This is a genomic window from Microbacterium sp. NPDC087589 (assembly GCF_044743635.1).
Lineage (GTDB): Bacteria > Actinomycetota > Actinomycetes > Actinomycetales > Microbacteriaceae > Microbacterium.
Genome location: NZ_JBIUWV010000004.1, coordinates 143282 through 159392, shown reverse-complemented (window position 1 = coordinate 159392; position 16111 = coordinate 143282). Strand labels below are relative to the sequence as shown.

The 16111-nt window shown below is 67.7% G+C and carries 11 protein-coding genes; 3 read left to right on the top strand and 8 right to left on the bottom strand.

Going from position 1 to position 16111, the window contains the following annotated elements; genetic code table 11:
* Positions 1–60 precede the first annotated feature (60 nt).
* Complete coding sequence (locus tag ACIOU8_RS10935; protein WP_400789142.1) at positions 61–627, bottom strand: DNA-3-methyladenine glycosylase I; 567 nt, start codon at positions 625–627, stop codon at positions 61–63.
* 9 nt (positions 628–636) lie between these two features.
* Positions 637–1365: a GntR family transcriptional regulator gene (locus tag ACIOU8_RS10930; RefSeq protein WP_400789467.1), complete on the bottom strand. Its 729-nt coding sequence runs from the start codon at positions 1363–1365 to the stop codon at positions 637–639.
* Positions 1366–1501: 136 nt separating this feature from the next.
* Here ACIOU8_RS10930 and ACIOU8_RS10925 point away from each other — a divergent pair, with 136 nt between their 5' ends.
* Together ACIOU8_RS10925 and ACIOU8_RS10920 are read left to right on the top strand one after the other, a co-directional pair.
* Positions 1502–2242, top strand: coding sequence for a GntR family transcriptional regulator (locus ACIOU8_RS10925; RefSeq protein WP_400789139.1), 741 nt, complete (start codon positions 1502–1504; stop codon positions 2240–2242).
* On the top strand, positions 2242–2916 hold the full coding sequence (locus ACIOU8_RS10920) for a GntR family transcriptional regulator (protein WP_400789135.1): 675 nt from the start codon (positions 2242–2244) through the stop codon (positions 2914–2916). Before ACIOU8_RS10925 ends, ACIOU8_RS10920 begins: the two co-directional genes overlap by 1 nt.
* A 92-nt stretch (positions 2917–3008) precedes the next feature.
* On the opposite strand, the gene ACIOU8_RS10915 is transcribed toward ACIOU8_RS10920, so the two are convergent.
* On the bottom strand, positions 3009–4619 hold the full coding sequence (locus ACIOU8_RS10915) for a DUF222 domain-containing protein (RefSeq protein ID WP_400789132.1): 1611 nt from the start codon (positions 4617–4619) through the stop codon (positions 3009–3011).
* Positions 4620–4760: 141 nt separating this feature from the next.
* Here ACIOU8_RS10915 and ACIOU8_RS10910 point away from each other — a divergent pair, with 141 nt between their 5' ends.
* Positions 4761–5297, top strand: coding sequence for a hypothetical protein (locus ACIOU8_RS10910; RefSeq protein WP_400789129.1), 537 nt, complete (start codon positions 4761–4763; stop codon positions 5295–5297).
* On the opposite strand, the gene ACIOU8_RS10905 is transcribed toward ACIOU8_RS10910, so the two are convergent.
* The 5 genes from ACIOU8_RS10905 to ACIOU8_RS10885 form a co-directional block, all read right to left on the bottom strand.
* On the bottom strand, positions 5258–6304 hold the full coding sequence (locus ACIOU8_RS10905; protein ID WP_400789126.1) for an NAD(P)-dependent alcohol dehydrogenase: 1047 nt from the start codon (positions 6302–6304) through the stop codon (positions 5258–5260). The two genes, ACIOU8_RS10910 and ACIOU8_RS10905, sit on opposite strands and share 40 nt — an antisense overlap.
* Positions 6305–6388: 84 nt before the next feature.
* Positions 6389–8458: an acyl-CoA dehydrogenase gene (locus ACIOU8_RS10900; protein ID WP_400789124.1), complete on the bottom strand. Its 2070-nt coding sequence runs from the start codon at positions 8456–8458 to the stop codon at positions 6389–6391.
* Positions 8459–8608: 150 nt separating this feature from the next.
* Complete coding sequence (locus ACIOU8_RS10895; RefSeq protein WP_400789121.1) at positions 8609–9838, bottom strand: HTTM domain-containing protein; 1230 nt, start codon at positions 9836–9838, stop codon at positions 8609–8611.
* The gene (locus ACIOU8_RS10890) at positions 9835–10650 is read right to left on the bottom strand and encodes a DUF5819 family protein (protein ID WP_400789118.1); all 816 of its coding nucleotides are present in this window, start codon (positions 10648–10650) and stop codon (positions 9835–9837) included. Before ACIOU8_RS10890 ends, ACIOU8_RS10895 begins: the two co-directional genes overlap by 4 nt.
* A 74-nt stretch (positions 10651–10724) precedes the next feature.
* Entirely contained in the window at positions 10725–15953 is a 5229-nt protein-coding gene (locus tag ACIOU8_RS10885) for a choice-of-anchor G family protein (protein WP_400789115.1), read from the bottom strand.
* Positions 15954–16111 lie beyond the last annotated feature (158 nt).

Genomic DNA, 16111 nt, shown 5'->3' with positions numbered 1-16111 from the left:
ATCAACGAGTATATCGAGGGGTTGGATGATCCCGAAGGTGCGCTTCTTCGACGTCGCGGATCAGGCGCGCCAGCATCCCACCATGTGATCGTCGACCATGCCCGTCGACTGCATCAGGGCGTACATGGTGGTCGGTCCGACGAATCTGAAGCCTCGACGACGCAGCTCCTTGCTCATCGCCGCCGAATCCGACGTCACCGCCGGGACGTCGGCGAAAGACGCGGGTCGGATGCCTGGCGTCGGCGCGAACGACCACATCAGCTCGTCGAGCTCACCCTCGGCCATCGAGCGCACGATGCGGGCGTTGCCGATCGTGGCCTCGATCTTCGCCCGGTTGCGGATGATCCCCGCATCCGCCATGAGCCGCTCCACGTCGGATTCATCGAACTCGGCGACCCGCTCGGGCGCGAATCCTTGGAAGACCTCGCGGAAGCGGGGGCGCTTGCGGAGGACGGTGATCCACGAGAGCCCCGCTTGGAACCCCTCGAGCGCCATCTTCTCGAACAGTGCACGGTCGCCGTGCAGGGGCGTGCCCCACTCGTCGTCGTGATACCGGCGGTACTCCGCGTCGTCGCCGACCCAGCCGCATCGCTCGTGCTGGTCGGGGCCGACTATCAGTGACGTCATGTGCCCACGCTAGCCGTCACCACGGACATCGGTGCCGGTGGTGGCGGCGGTGGCGATGGCTGTGGCGGTGGCCGTGGGCGCCGTGGCGGCGGTCTGTGCGGTTCCGGATCCGAGCGCGTCGATGAAGGACGCCGAGAACGCGTCGAGCGATTCGCGGGCTGCGACAGGCTCCTGTCGCTCGATGGCGTCGAGAGCCGCCGAGAGGAGGGTGCGGCGTGAGGTGCGATCCGCTGCGACGTCGACGCCGTGACGGAGGGCGGTCTGCGGCTCGACGAACAGCCGGAGGGGGTCGATGTGATCGCGGACGATGCGCGTGCCGAGACGTCCGAGCTCGCGGGAGATGAGGTCTTCGGAGAGCTCGAGGTAGCCGAGCAGTTCGCAGGCGCCGTCGGCGAGCAGCGAATCTCGCAGGCGTAGCGGCAGGGACGGACCAGTGCAGGTCTTCTCGACGATCAGGCGACCGACGACATGAGCACGCTCGATCATGTCGTCCGCAGACCATGCTGCGACGCGAGTCCCCGCACTCGGCGACACCTGCACGAATCCCATGTCGACGAGTCGCTGCAGCGCCTCGCGCACCGGGGTGCGGGAGACAGACCATGCGTGAGCGAGCAGATCGAGGCGTAGTCGCTGCCCCGGGGGAAGACGGCCACTCACGATCTCGGCGAGCAGTCGCTCATACGCGAGGCCACTGAGCAGCTGCGGTCTCAGCTGCTCCTCGAGGGAGCCGGTGGGCATGGTCACATCGCTCTCATCAACTAACATATTGGATGATTAGAGGATGACACAGGCCGGCTGTGAACACAAATCATCTGATATTTAGGAGTGAACAAGCGAAATATCAGGTGTCCAAGATTCCGGTTAGCATTGATCCATGCCTGTGCCCACGACGCCGGCGCGGATGCCTCGGAAGCTGCTGCGCGATCAGATCTTCGACGCGCTTCTGGACGCGATCGTCACGGGCGACTTGGCAGCAGGAGAGCCGATCTCCGACAAGCAGCTCGAAGCCTGGTTGGGCGCCTCGCGCACGCCGATCCGGGAGGCGGTGAACCGCTTGGCCGGCATGGGCCTGATCGAGGTGCTGCCCCAGCGCGGCACCCGCATCGCACCTCTCGATTCGACGAGGTTCGCCGAGGAGATGGAAATGCTCGGAGTCGTGTACTCCGCGACGGTGCGCGAGGCCGTTCCGCTTCTCACGGACACGGATCGAACGCGGATCAGCGAACTCCACGCGACGGTGAGCCGCACGACGAACGCGCTGGAGCGGGCACGCATCGTGGATGCGCTGATGAGTGTGTTCGTCGATCGTTACCGCAACACCCTCATCCAACGCATCCGTGAGAAGTCCGTGCCCCACGTCACGCGCATGATCACCGCTCGACCGGGCGCACTCGATGCGACCGAGACCTCGGCGGCACTCGACTCTCTCGCGGCCGCCGCCGCATCCGGAGACGCGGATGCCGCCGCGAAAGCCGCACGGGCGTACTTCACTGCGGGAGTCGCAAGCGTGTCGGCACGTGATGGAGCGGAATCGAACCCGGCCGCAGCAGCAGCCAGGCTCGAGGGCACTGCCGGACTCGAGGGCACTGCCGGGCTCGAGGGCGGAGTCGCGTGATGCCGACGAAGAACTCCCCTCAGCCGCGAAGGCTGCTGCGCGACGAGGTGTACGACACGATTCTCGGGGCGATCCTCGACGGCACACTGGAGCCGGGCGAGGTGCTTCATGATGAGGAGCTCATGACCTGGCTCGGGTCGTCGAGAACACCGATCCGAGAAGCGCTCAATCGGCTCGCCGAAGAGGATGTGGTCGAGCTTGTGCCGCACCGCCACACGCGAGTGGCTCCGATCGATGTGGCGGCGATCAACGAGAGCCTTTTCGTGATCGGCGTGATTCACGAGCATCTGGCCCGCACCACCACCGCCGATCTCACCGACGAGCATGTCGCCGACCTTCGTCGGGAACTGGCTCACGTCGAAGACGCGGTGGGCGAAGATGATGCCGCAGCCCTGGGGCAGGCGATCCGCAGCTACTTCCTCGTGGTCGCGCGCGCCGCCGAGAACTCGGTGCTGCGCGCGAAGGCAGAGACCCTGTCGCTGCAGCTCGTGCGATTCCTCACGCCTCGCGAGAACCGCGTCACACCGCAGAGCACGCTCGAATTCATCCGTGGGATAACCGCAGCGGCTGAGGCACGCGATGGCGAGCGCGCCGGAGACCTCATCCATGAGCTGCATGCGGCTACGCGCAGCAACTTCCTCGACTTCTACCGCGAGCCGGATCCTACGGACTGAACCTCCGCTGCTCATGCGGGTGCACGTCGGCCGCTTGTCCGTTGCCACCACCGCGAGTCCGTGTCACCACCGCGAGACGTGTCGGAGCGTGGTCAGATTCGGATCCGCGCGCGCCGAACAGCCACCGGTCTGGGGAGGCTGAGTCGTGGGGTGCGCCATTGCTGGTCGGGGTCCCACCATGCCGGTCCGCGGACTTGCGGGAGGCCGTCGTTCATGCGGATCTCCCACCCGGAGGTGCCGAGGGAGCGGTGGTGCCACCAGCACAACGGCACACCGTTGTCCGTATGCGTCGGCCCGCCGCGGGAGTGTTCGGTGACGTGGTGGATCTCGCACCAGGAGGCGGGGACGTGGCATCCGGGGATCAGGCATTCTTTGTCGCGGGCGATGATCGCCCGCCGTTGATGCACGGTGAAGATCCGGTCGGTGGTCGTGATCCCGATGATGCGGCCCTCGTCCATGAGGACCCGCTGGATCGCTCCCGCGCACGCGACCTGCGCCGCCACCGAGACCGGGACGTGAGCGCCGGAACCGGGAATCGTCGCCCACCCACCATTACCGCCCGCTCCGGACGCTCCGGACGCGCCGGACGCAGCCTGTCCGAAGGCGGCACCGCTGGCGCCGGCGGCGTGATGGGCGAGGTCTTTCGCGTCAACGGTCACCACAACGACCGGTGACGCGCCACCGAGGGTGGGCATGTCCTTGTGCCGGGCGGCGATCCCGAGAGCGGCAGTCAGAGCATCATGGCGCTTCTGCGCCGCAGTGCGGTCATCGAGCACACACCGCGGGTCGGAGTTGAACGGATCGGTCTCCTCCGCATCGCTCTCCACGTCAGCGTCAGCGTCAGGAGTATCCGCGTCGTCATCGGAGCCCTCGCTCGGTGCGAAGAACACTCCCGGCATGGGTGGCCCGTCACCTTTGGGGTTGAGGAATGCGTCCATGATCAGCTGCAGTTGCGCCGCCGCCTCCGGGGTCAGGTAGCCGCGGATCGCATGCAGCCCGTCCGTCAACCGACCGATCGTGATCCCCCGACGACGCCGAGCATCCTCGTCCTTCGGCTCCTCACCATCCGGATCGAACATCGACGCGAGATCCTCCGCCAAACCCTTCACATCCTGCGTGGTCGGCGACGGACCCGCCCCCACCTCGTCACCATCCGGAATCTCATCCGCATCCGGAACCTCATCGGCATCCGGGTCCTCGTCGAGTCCCGTGTCGAGTCCGTGCCCGCGGGCGCACCCCGCCAACGCGACATCCGCCGCCAACCGCTGATCGACCGTGAGCCGATCCCACACCTTCTCGATCGGACCCGTCGCCGCCAGAAACCCCGCGATACCGACCACCCCATCCAACAGGGCCAACCGCATCTCCGACCACCGCGCCGGCATCCGCTCCCCCGCCAGACTCACCGGCCGCCGCACCAGATCGACGACCTTGTCGACCCTGGCCGCTCCCCGCACATCCACCAACACCGTCCGCTGCAACAGCTCGTTCAGGCCCCGACAGCCCGCCGAATGGGCGAAGTCACCGGTGTCCGCCGTTGCCACCGTCTCCACGATCACCGCCTCGACCCGCCGGAACGCCGCCCCCGCACCCTGCAACACCATGACCCGATCCGCATCCGACAACCCCGCCAGAGCATCATCGGACAGCACCGCATCAAGGTCAGCGATGACCCGATCCAGAAGCTCCGCAGTGCTGTTCATACCCCCCAGTCAACCCCGAACCACCGACATTCAAGACCCGAAACCGCGCCGAATAACCCCAGCTCAACGCCATATTCCAATCTCCCGATACAACGCAGATTGGTCGGGCGGCCCGCGAGAGCACACAGCATCAGAAGTGACGTGGCGAGCCCGAAGCAGAAGCGAAACAGACGAAGAGAGAAGGAGAAGAGAGAAGGAGAAGAGAGAAGGAGAAGAGAGAAGGAGAAGAGAGAAGAAGACGAGAGAAGAAGACGAGAGAAGGAGAAGGAGAAGGAGAAGAGAGAGGAGAAGGAGAAGAGAGAGGAGAAGGAGAAGAGAGAGGAGAAGGAGAAGAGAGAGGAGAAGGAGAAGAGAGAGGAGAAGGAGAAGAGAGAGGAGAAGGAGAAGAGAGCGGAGATGGCGAGAAGGAGGACAGAAGGGAGAACAGGCGAGAGTGTGCCAGCGAAGAGAGACGACGCGGAGGAAGGAAGAGCGCGGACGAAGAAAGAGCGCGGGCGAAGAAAGAGCGCGGGCGAAGAGAGGAGACGGACGTTCCCCAGCGACGCCGATCCGCGAGAACGGAGCACCGCGGGGACGAGCCGAAGAAAGAGAGGAGTCCCCGGAGTGTGCGAACACCCCGGGGACTCCCCTCTCGATCGTCAGTCCGCGATGGTGGCGGCGTCGATCACGAAGCGATAGCGCACGTCCGACGCGAGCACGCGCTCGTACGCCTCGTTGATCTGCGCTGCCGAGATGACCTCGATCTCGGAGGCGATGCCGTGCTCGGCGCAGAAGTCGAGCATCTCCTGCGTCTCCTGAATGCCGCCGATGTTCGACCCGGCGAGCGATCGCCGCCCGCCGATCAACGACGAGACGTTGACCGCGAGTGGTTCTGCGGGCGCGCCGACGCACACCATCGACCCGCCCACGTCGAGCAGACCGAGGTAGGCGCGAAGGTCGACGACGGCGCTGACCGTGTTGAGGATGACGTCGAATGATCCGCGCAGCGAGCGGAACGTCTCGGGATCACTCGTCGCGTAGTAGTGGTCTGCTCCGAGTCGCAGGCCGTCATCCTTCTTTCTGAGAGTCTGCGACAGCACGGTCACCTCGGCGCCGAGCGCGTGGGCGATCTGCACGCCCATGTGTCCGAGCCCACCGAGCCCGACGACCGCCACTCGCGTGCCAGGGCCGACGTTCCAGTGCCGCAGCGGGGAGTACGTGGTGATCCCCGCGCAGAGGAGAGGTGCCGCGACGTCGAGTCCGAGGGCGTCGGGGATTCGCACGGCGAAGGACTCGGTCACGACGACCTGCTCGGAGTATCCACCCTGAGTGATGGTGCCGTCGCGATCCTCGCTGCCGTAGGTGAAGATCGCGCCGTTGGAGCAGAACTGCTCGTCGCCGCGCTGGCAGTTGCGGCACTCTCCGCACGAGTTCACAAGGCATCCGACCCCGACGCGGTCGCCGACGGAGTGCTTCGTGACATCAGCCCCGATGCCGGCGACGGTGCCGGCGATCTCGTGTCCCGGCGCGAGCGGGTAGCTCTGCGGACCCCACTCACCGCGCACGGTGTGGATGTCGGAGTGGCAGATGCCCGCGAATGCGATGTCGATCAGGATGTCGTTCGGGCCGAGTTCGCGACGCTCGATGACGGTCTTCTCGAGCGGTGCGGCTTCGCTGGGTGCGGCGTAGGCGTTGACACGGGTCATCTGGGGCTCCTCGGTCGGTTCGGGCGGGACAGATCGACACTACCCGCGCCTTCCCCTGTGGCACCTGACCGCGGCGACGCCGCGTCAGCGCTTCGCGTTCTTCTTCAGCGTCTTCTCCAGCACGGGCGCATCACCGGATGCCGCGAGCGCCGCGTAGTACTCGCGCGCCTCGTCCTGACGCTCTCGCTCAGCACCGGAGGCGATCGGCGCACGGACGTGCTCGGGCTCGTACCCGAAGGCGTCGACCAGGTCGAGGGCATACGGACGAAGACGAGCGCACAGGCGGTCGATGTACCGAGAGACCGCGGCAGCGCGCTGCGTGGACAGACGCCCGTTGATGAGGTGCCACGCAAGGTGCTTCTCGATGAGCTGTAGTCCGAAGAGGTCACGCAGCCAGGTGAGCACCTTCTTCGTGTCGGCGTCCTCGACGCGATGGACGGCGTCCGTGAACGCCTCCCACTGCAGCAGCTCAGCGTGCGCGCGTGCGGCCTCGATCAGTTCGGCCTGGTTCTCGTTGAACAGCTTCGCGCCGAGCACCTTGTCTGTGCCCGCGGGACGCAGACGACCCGCGATGTCGGCGACCATCTGCTGCACGCGCTCGGCGAGCAGCATGTGCTGCTGCTCCTCGCGCAGGCCGTTCTCGACCGCACGCGAGACCTGACCGAGGTCGACGACCGACTGGCCGAACTGACGCAGGCCGGCACCGTGGAACAGCTTTCCGGCGGTCATCCCGACTGCGAACTTGGCGAGCGCCGCGGCATCCTTGCCGGTGAACTGCTTGGCGTAGTCGGTCAGCAGCCGCTTGCCGACGAGCTGGAGCAGCACGTTGTTGTCGCCCTCGAACGTGACGTAGATGTCGAGGTCGGCTCGGAGGCCCACGAGACGGTTCTCGAACATGAAGCCGGCACCGCCGCAGGCCTCACGAGCCTCCTGCAGCGTGTCGAGCGCGTGCCAGGTCGACAGCGGCTTGAGAGCCGCGGCGAGAGTCTCCAGATCCTCGCGGTCATCAGGAGTGTCGGTGCGCCCCGAGAACACGCCGTCGAACTTCTGCAGGAACTCGTCGTGCGCGAAGATCTGCGCATAGGTCGTGGCCAGGCGAGGCAGCAGACGGCGCTGGTGCTTGCCGTAGTCCATCAGCACGACTTCCTGCCCGTCGGCCCCGTCGAACTGACGGCGCTGCGTGGCATAGGTGATCGCGATCTTCAGACCGAGAGCCGAGGCCCACGAAGCCGCGCCGTCGAGCGATACGCGCCCCTGCACCAGCGTGCCGAGCATCGTGAAGAAGCGACGGCCGGGGCTGTCGATCGCGCTCGAGTACGTGCCGTCGGCAGCGACGTCTCCGTACTTGTTGAGCAGGTTCGTGCGCGGGATGCGGATGTGGTCGAAGCTCAGACGGCCGTTGTCGATGCCGTTCAGGCCACCCTTGAGTCCGTCGTCCTCTCGTCCGATGCCGGGCAGGTCGACGCCGTCTTCTCCGCGCAGCGGTACGTAGAAGCAGTGCACGCCGTGGTTGACGCCGTTCGTGATCAGTTGCGCGAACACCGTCGCGGCCACTCCGTGCAGCGCCGCGTTGCCGAGGTACTCCTTCGTGGCGCCGCGGAACGGCGTGTTGATCACGAACTCCTCGGTGCTCGGGTCGTACGTGGCGGTCGTCCCGACCGCGGCGACATCGGAACCGTGCCCGATCTCGGTCATCGCGAAGGCGCCGGGGATCGAGAGGTCCATGACACCGGGCAGCCACTTCTCATGATGCTCGGTCGTTCCCAGCTGCAGGATCGCGGAGCCGAACAGGCCCCACTGCACACCCGACTTGATCTGCAGGCTCGGGTCGGCGACGACGAGCTCTTCGAAGCCGGCGATGTTCCCGCCGTTGTTGTCTTCGCCGCCCAGCGACTTAGGGAACGCTCGATGCACGGCCTTGTTCTCGACGAGCAGGTGCAGCTGGCTGAGCACGCGCTCGCGGTGCTCGTCTTTGCCGAGCTCGTCGTCGCGCCAGAATGCCGAGTCCTTGATCAGCTCGCGCGCCTCGCGGCGGGTGTCGGCCCAGGTGCCCATCAGCAGGTCGGTGACCCGGGCGACATCGAACCGCAGGTTCGCGTCTGCGTTATCGGCGTGGGGGCGAGTCGTCTTCGGACGGACGGCGGCGTCGACCATGAGCGTTCCTCTCTGAGGGAAGTGGGGATACGTCCATGGTAGGTCTGCCACAACCAGGGGCGAACTGTTGTGTATGCATCCTCCAAGCACCGGCGGGGGCAACTCCCCGACGGATTGTCGTCAGACCACAGTCCGCGCGAGAGCGGGACCTCAGACCTCCACGCCTGCGGGCCGGGGTGGGGCCGTCTGTGCCTGCTCCCAACGCCGCTTCGTGCCGGAGCTCAGGCGCGCCCAGGTGCGATCCCGGATGAAGATCGAGTCGATCGCGATCATCGTGAGCGAGAACCAGGGCAGCCCCATCAGCACGCCGATGCCGATGTGGAAGGAGAGGATGCCGACGAGACCGATGAGACGCGTCGGCCGCGTGAGCAGCATGAGTGGGAACGCCACCTGCAGGATGATCGACCCCCAGGTCGCGGCGACGACCATCGGCCCCCACGTCGTGACGAGGTCGCTCAGCACCGGCCACGTGCCGAATCGGGCGGTCTGGAGCGGGTTGTAGACCGCGTAACCCTCTTCCCAGGGCGCACCGCCGGCCTTGTACAGAGCGCCGGAAGCGTAGACGAAGCACACCTGGGCGGTGAGCGCCACGAGAGCCAGATTGTGGAAGACAGTGCCCAGAAGAGCCGGCTGGCTCTCCGGAGCGAACCACTCTCCGTTCTTCGCACGACGCTTGGCATCGAGCGACCAGCGGGCCGCGGGGTCGGCGAAGAACAGCAGCAGCAGGGCGATGCGGAACATGTTGTCGCCCTGGTCGCCCACCATGTCGTTCGCTTCGATGAACCCGACCCAGAGGCAGAAGAACACGGGAAGGACTATCCGGAAGCGCCACCCCAGCACGAACAGCACGGCCAGCACAGCGAGCAGCAGATAGAGAGCGGTATAGAGGACGTCGTTGCCCATCGCCGCATGGAACGCGCTGAAGATCCAGATCTTCGGGAACTCGCTGACGGGTTCGGCGAGCTCGCCGTTCCACGCCGACCCCGAGCCGAACGTATAGAGACGAGTGCTGAAGTTCGATGCGAGCAGACCGATCGCCGTGATGCCGAAGAGGATGCGGGTGACGGCCAGGCCGTAGAGGGCCTTCTTGCCGTTGAAGAGCCAGTCCCCCACGAACGCCGAGATCCGGTCGATCGCCGAGAGGACCATCGACCACAGGCCGCCGATCATCGACGAGGCGAAGCCCAGCAGACGCGTCACGACGGATCGGGGCGGCTGCGACGCCGGCGACGGAGAAGAGGCCGGCGCGACCGACGGGTCAGGAGCCGGAGGTGCGGATGCCGGTGCGGGCGCGGTCACCGTCGATCGGGCGGTCTGAGCCCCGGCATCCTTCATCTTCTTCGCGTCCCCCTTGGGCGCGGTCCTGGTCGGCGCGCTCACGGCTGGATCCTCTCGAACTGGGCACGGAAGGTGTCGGCGAAGTTCTCGCGACTCTGCCCTTCCTCTTCTACAGGCAGTCGCCATCCGGTCGTCGAGAACGTGGGTTCGGGGCGCTGCGCGCTCGGATCGTTGCGGTCGGCGTAGGGCACGACGTTCTGACGGCTCACGCGGTACTGGACCTGGACGACCGCATCGGCGCCCCAGATCGCATAGGCCACCTGAGTGGCGTAGGCGGTGGAGAGATGCTCCTCGGCCATGTACGCCTCGGTCGACGGCTTCTCGCCCTCGAGCTCGTCGAACGAGCGCACCATCCACTCCTCCCAGCCCTCCTCTGCGAAGTCGAGTCCGACGACGGCCTTCTGATCGTCGTTCAGCTTGTTGAACGCGTTCATCTGACCGCTCGCGACCTCACTCGACTGGATGCCGGCGCGAGGCGGGAACAGGTTGTAGCGGATCATCGAGAGCTCGACGTCGGTGGCGCTCACCCACCCGGTCTCGATCTCCTGGCCGTCCTTCTCTATGACGGCGCGGACGTTGAAGTGGTAGTCGCCGTTGATCGGTTCCGGCGCGAAGACGCTCCACGACTGACCGAACATCGGCAGCATGTATCCGGCGAGCACCTCCTGCGTGGGGATCTCCCGGAGCGCCGAGTACGGGGCTATCCAGAGGAACGACGCACCCACATGCCACAGAGTCAGCAGGCAGGCGGCGAAAGCGATGAGCTTCACCCACCAGGTCGGGCGCGGTCGAGGGGCGGTCGCGGCAGTCGCCGCATCCTGCACTTCCGGTGAGGTCTCAGTCATCGTGCTCATCCACATCCTTCTCACCGCTGAAGGTCGGGGCCGCCGCAGCGACGGCCCCGACCTCTCAGCGTTCCTGCACTGCGTTACTCCGTCTGGACGAGGGGCCGTCTGGAACGAGCGATCCTCGTCATCCCGAGCCCGAGCATCAGCAGCAGAGCCGCCAGCGCGATCCACCCGCCCTGGATCTCACCACCCGTGGTGGCGAGGCCAGTGGCCACGACCTGGAACGAGGCCGAGACACTGCCGGAGGTCGCTCCGGTCAGGGTCACCGCGTGGGTTCCGAGGTCGGTGCTCGTCGGGATGGTCCAGGTGAAGGTGACCGTGCCCTGTGCATCGGCGACCTTGGTCCCCAGTGCGATCGGCTCGGAGGTCATCACTCCGGTGACGGACTCGCCGGGCTTGAACCCGGTGCCGACCGCCGTCTGCGTCTCGCCGCGCTCCAGAACCGGGTTCTTGATCGTGATGGCGATCTTGCCGGTCGGGTCTGCATCAGCATCCGCCGAAGCCGACGCGTCAGCCGTCGCCGAGGCGGACGCCTCAGCAGCAGCCTCAGCGGAGGCATCAGCCGCCGCCGTCGCAGACGCCGTGGCCGACGAGGTGGCGTTGGCCGCCGCAGCCGCCGACGCATTCGGGTCGGCATCGGCCGAAGCCGAGGCGTCAGCCGCGCTCGTCGAGGTCGCGTCGTTCTGCGCCGCCGCTTGAGCCGCTGCAGCCGCAGACGCGTTCGCATCCGTGGTGGCCGTGGTCGAGGCATCCGAGGATGCATCATCCGTAGCCGCCGCCGAAGCCGCCGCATCAGCCGTCACGTCAGCCGCCGCCGATGCGGAACTCGTCGCATCAGCCAGTGCCGCAGCAACCGCCGCCGCCTGCGCCGCAGCGTTGCTGTCGTCATCCGCCTGAGCAGATGCCGCAGCCGATGCCGAGGCGTTGGTGTCGGCCTCAGCCGTCGGATCCGCCGCCGCCGACGCATCAGCCGTGGCGACCGCGTCGGAGGAGGCATCGGTCGATGCGTTGGCGATCGCCGCCGCACCCGCGTTCGATGCCGCGCTCGTCGAGGCGTCGGACGTCGCCGAGGCCTCAGCCGCGGTGTCGGTCGTCGCGTCGGCCAGCGCTGCGGCCTGAGCAGCGATCGCCGCTCCGGCGTTCGCCTCCGAGGTCGCGTCAGCCGTTGCGGCCGTCGACGAGGTCGCCGTCGCCGCCGATTCCGCCGCAGCCTCGGCAGCCGGGTCGGCCGCAGCCGAGCCCTCTGCCGTGGCATCCGCGAAGGCCGCAGCCTGTGCAGACGCTTCAGCGATCGCGTCGGACGAGGCATCGGCGTTCGCCGAAGCGGATGCCGAAGCCGCCGCGTTCGTGTTCGCCGCTGCCTCGGAAGAGGCGTCGGTCGACGAGTCCGTCGTCGCCGCCGACTCGGACGAGGCCGCGGAGTTCGACTCCGCCGCCGTCGATGCATCCGCGTTCACGTCATCCGATGCGTCGGCCTGAGCCGCCGCCTGCGCGGCCACAGCCGCAGCGGCGTTGGCCGTCGACGTGACATCAGTGGTCGCCGTCGACGACGCGTCCGGCGTCGCCGCCGCGTCAGCCGCCGAGGTGGCGTCAGATGTCGCGGCCGCCGATGCCGCCGACGTCGCGTCGGCGAGGGCTGCGGCTTCAGCCGCTGCCTGAGCCGACGGGTCGCCGTCTGCCGTGGCGTCAGCCGAAGCCGATGCCGAAGCCGCCGCGTTGGTGTTGACGTCACCCGGGTCGCCAGCGGTCACCTCGGTGGTGTCCGTGGCGCTGAACGCACCCGATGTGGCGGTGAGCAGGTAGCCCGCAGCGGGCTCCGCGTCACCGGGGACCGGATAGTTCTCCGTGAACGCACCGAACTCGTCGGTGGTCGCAGTCACGGGGCCTCCGACGTCTGCTCCCCCACCGGGGGCGGTGAGCTGCAGCGACACCGTGGAGTTCACGGGCCAGCCGGAGCCGGTGACAGCGAGGTTGGTGCCGGCCGGAACCGATGCGGCCGCGTCGACGACGACAGGAGCCGCCGTCACCTCGGTCGTGTCGGTCGCCGTCTGGTCGCCCGCGCTCGCGGTGACCGTGTATCCCGTGCCTGCGGGGGTTCCCGCGGGCACCGGATAGTCGATCGCGAAGCCGCCGAGAGCGCCGGTCGTCACCGTCTGGGGTGTGCCGATGAGCGCGCCGCCCGGGGCCGTCAGCTGCACAGTGACCTCGGTGTCCGCCGGCCAGTTCGCACCGGTGACGGCAAGGTCAGTGCCCGCCTCGACGGTCGCAGCCGCGTCGACGGTAGCCGCCGCGGTCACTGCGGTCGTGTCGGTAGCCGACTGGGGGCCGACGCTGGCGGTGGCCGTGTAGCCCGCACCCGGAGCCGTCGAAGCGGGAACCGGATAATCGAGCGTGAACCCTCCCGAGGCATCGGTCGTGACCGACACAGGAGCGCCGACGGTCGTGCCGCCACCCGGTGCCGTCAGCACCACCGAGACCTCGGTGTTCGCAGGCCAGCCGGTGCCGGTGATGGGAAGGCTGGCGCCGGCCTGCACCGTGTCCGCGGCATCGACAGCTGCAGCAGCGGTCACCTCGGTGGTGTCGGTCGCCGTCTGCTCGCCCACGGTCGCGGTGACCGTGTAGCCCGTGCCCGGTGTGGCCGATGCGGGAACCGGGTAGTTCAGGGTGAACCCGCCGTCTCCATCGGTCGTGACCGTCTCAGGACCGCCGACGTCGAGGCCGTCGGGGTCGGTGAGCTGCACCTCGACGACGGTGTTCGCCGGCCAGTTCGCACCCGATACGGGAAGGCTCGTGCCTGCCTGCACGGTGTCGGCCGCGTCCACTGCTGCGGCGGCAGTCACCTCGGTGGTGTCGATCGCCGTGTCGGTTCCGTCGGTGGCGGTGACCGTGTAACCCGTTCCCGGGACAGCGGAAGCGGGCACCGGGTATGCGAGCGTGAACTCGCCGTCGCCGTTGGTCGTGACCGTCTCAGGGCCGCCGACATCCGCGCCTCCACCAGGAGCCGTCAGCTGCACCGAGATCTCGGTGTTCGCGGGCCAGTTCGCTCCCGTGACCGCGAGGTCGGTTCCGGCCTGGACGACCGGGGCCGCGTCGATCGAGGCGACCGGAGCGTTCGTCACCTCGGTCGTGTCCGTCGCGGTCTGCGTTCCCACCGTCGCCGTGACCGTGTACCCGGTTCCGGCAGGGGTGCCGGCAGGTACCGGGTAGTCGAGCGTGAACGCCCCCGACGGATCGGTGGTCACGAGCTCGGGGCCGCCGATGTTCGCGCCGCCGCCGGGTGCTGTGAGCTGCACCGAGATCTCGGTGCTCGCGGGCCAGTTCGTTCCGGAGATGCCGAGGTCCGTGCCGTCCTGCACTGCAGGTGCGGCGTCGATCGCGGCAGCGGCCGTGATCTCGGTGGTGTCCGTCGCGGTGTTGGTGCCGTCGGTGGCCGTCACGATGTATCCGGTGCCGGGGGCCGTCGACGCGGGGATCAAGACGCCCCCGGTGAAGTTGCCCGATGCATCGGTCGTCACGGTCACGGGGTCGCCTACCGGCGTGCCGCCGGCTGTCGTGACCTGCACCGACACGTCGGTGTCGGCCGGCCAGCCGGAGCCGGTGACCGGAAGGCTCGTGCCTGCCTGAACCGTGTCAGCCGCGTCGATCGCTGCGACTGCCGCGACCGCCGACTTGACCGTCGACGATGCGAGGTCGAGTTCGACCCCTCCGCCCACGGCCGGAAGCAGATCGATCGCCAGCGCACGCACGGTGAAGCTGTCGCCCGGGATGTCTCCCGGCTCGGACTGCTCGTTGATCGTGATCGTCGCCACCTGCGAGAGCACGCCCTGCAGAACAGGATCGAGGGTCGTGAGAAGCGGTCCGGTCAGCCCGGCCAGCGTGGTCTGCAGGCCGGGGACGACGCTCGTCAGTGCGGTGTCGACGAGTGGCCCGGTCGTGGTCGCGATCGCGCCCGTCACCGCCCCGAGAACCGGAGTGAGGATGTCACCGAGGTCCAGACCGGCCAGCGCCAGGTCGCTCGTGACCGTGGGGTCGGTGGGGTCAGTGCCGGCGAACTGCGCCAGCGTTCCCTGGACGGTCACTCCGCCGCTCGCGACGGTCCCCACGATCGCCGCGGTGAGATTGACGTCGACCTGCAGCGTCACCTGCAGCTCGTTCAGTGTCGTGGTGAGAATCGACGACAGCTTTCCGTTGAGGCTGTTCGCGTGAGTTCCCGTGAGCGCCGAGGTGACGCCCTGCTGGATCGCCGAGATCATCGCGGCCGACAGCACGGGCGTGTTCGCCGGGAGGCTGTTCAGATCGGCTCCCACACCGGTCTCGACGAGGATCTGCGCGAGGTTGGCCGAGATCGTCCCGGTCTCGAGGTCGACGAGCACGGAGCCCGTCGTGTTCTCGAGCGGCTCGTTCAGCACCTCGTCCACGACGGTCGCACCGACCGTGTCGAGGCCCGCGATCGAGACATCGGAGTCGGTGGCGTCCACCGAGATCACGGGGATGCCCAGCGCCGAGAGGCTGAGGGCCTCGAGTGTCGACGTGACCGTGCCGAGCAGGCCGGTCAGCGCGCCCCCGGGGCCGACGAGGTCGCTCACCGGGGTCAGCGCTCCCTGGACAGTCGTACCGAGCGTGTCGGCGAGGTCGTCGAGCAACTGGCTGTGCAGGTCGACGTCCAAGCCCGCGATGCGGTACTCGGAGGTCTCCGTCGCGGTGTTCGACTCGGCCCGGGATGCGAGCGCGCCGATGCTGATGGAAGCCTCGTCGAGCACCGCATCGGTGAGACCGGCGACGGCGAGCTGGTCGAAGAGGTCGGTCAGCTCGAGCGAACCAGGGGCGACACTTCCGTCGATCGCGCCGGCGTCGATGGCGCCACCGGAGGTGATCGCGCCCGCCGATGCGATCGACTGGGTCTGAGTCGGCGACGAGCTGAAGCTCTGCGCGCCTCCCAGATCGCCGAGCTGCAGCAGCCCGGGCGTCGTGCCGTCGGTCAGCAGCGGCACGTTGAGCGCGCCGACGTCGATGCTGAGCGCCTCCAGCAGAGCCAGATCGAGACCGCCGAGCTCCGGACCCGCCGCGGCGGGGTTGCTGGTGATCGTGTGGCCGAGCGCGGCCACGTCCAGTCCGCCGAGCAGATCGGCGGGCAACTGGATGATCTGCCCCTGTGCTACCGACGGATCGTTCGGATTCGCGTCGTCGAGCGCGTTCGCCGCTGTCGGCACCAACGCCCCCGCGAGGACCACCGCTCCGACGGTGACGCCGGCGATGCCTCCCCCGATTGCTCTGCGTCGCCGCAGACTCTTCCCCTCGATGATTCTCATTCGCCTCTCCCGTGATGCAGATGTTCCGCGTCACAAGGCCCTCCCCAGGCGCCGACAGGTGTCGACCGAGCGCATGTCCAGACAGTATTGCGATATTTCACCGGTTAAGTCCAGCCAACGTCCAGACTTCGTTCGCAGAACGTCATGGGGAGAGACGT